Source organism: Specibacter sp. AOP5-B1-6, from assembly GCF_052376555.1.
GTDB lineage: Bacteria > Actinomycetota > Actinomycetes > Actinomycetales > Micrococcaceae > Specibacter.
Genome location: NZ_JBQSVT010000121.1, coordinates 1 through 515, shown reverse-complemented (window position 1 = coordinate 515; position 515 = coordinate 1). Strand labels below are relative to the sequence as shown.

The following is a 515-nucleotide window of genomic DNA, read 5'->3' as shown; positions in this document are numbered from 1 at the left end:
TACCAGCCGCGTGCCGGCATCGCCAAGCACGACCACGTGGCCTGGGCGTTTGCCCGCAAGTGCGACGAGCTCGGTGTGGACATCATCCAAAACTGCGAGGTCACCGGATTCATCAAGGACGGCAACAAGGTCACCGGCGTGCAGACCAGCCGCGGCACCATCAACACCGAAAAGGTGGGGCTGTGCGCGGCCGGGCACAGCTCGGTGCTGGCCGAGATGGCAGGCTTCCGTCTACCCATCCAGTCACACCCGCTGCAGGCTCTCGTCTCGGAGCTGCACGAACCGGTGCACCCCACGGTGGTCATGTCCAACCATGTGCATGTGTACGTCTCTCAGGCCCACAAGGGCGAGCTCGTCATGGGTGCCGGCGTGGACTCCTACAACGGCTACGGCCAGCGCGGCTCCTTCCACGTCATCGAGGAGCAGATGGCTGCCGCCGTCGAGCTGTTCCCCATCTTTGGCAGGGCCCATGTGCTGCGCACCTGGGGCGGGATTGTGGACACCACGATGGACGC

General features: G+C 65.0%; 1 protein-coding gene. It reads left to right on the top strand.

Translation table 11 applies throughout. The features are described 5' to 3' along the window. A partial coding sequence (locus ACT3TS_RS19745) for an FAD-dependent oxidoreductase (protein ID WP_444533227.1) occupies positions 1-515 on the top strand: 515 nt, incomplete at both ends.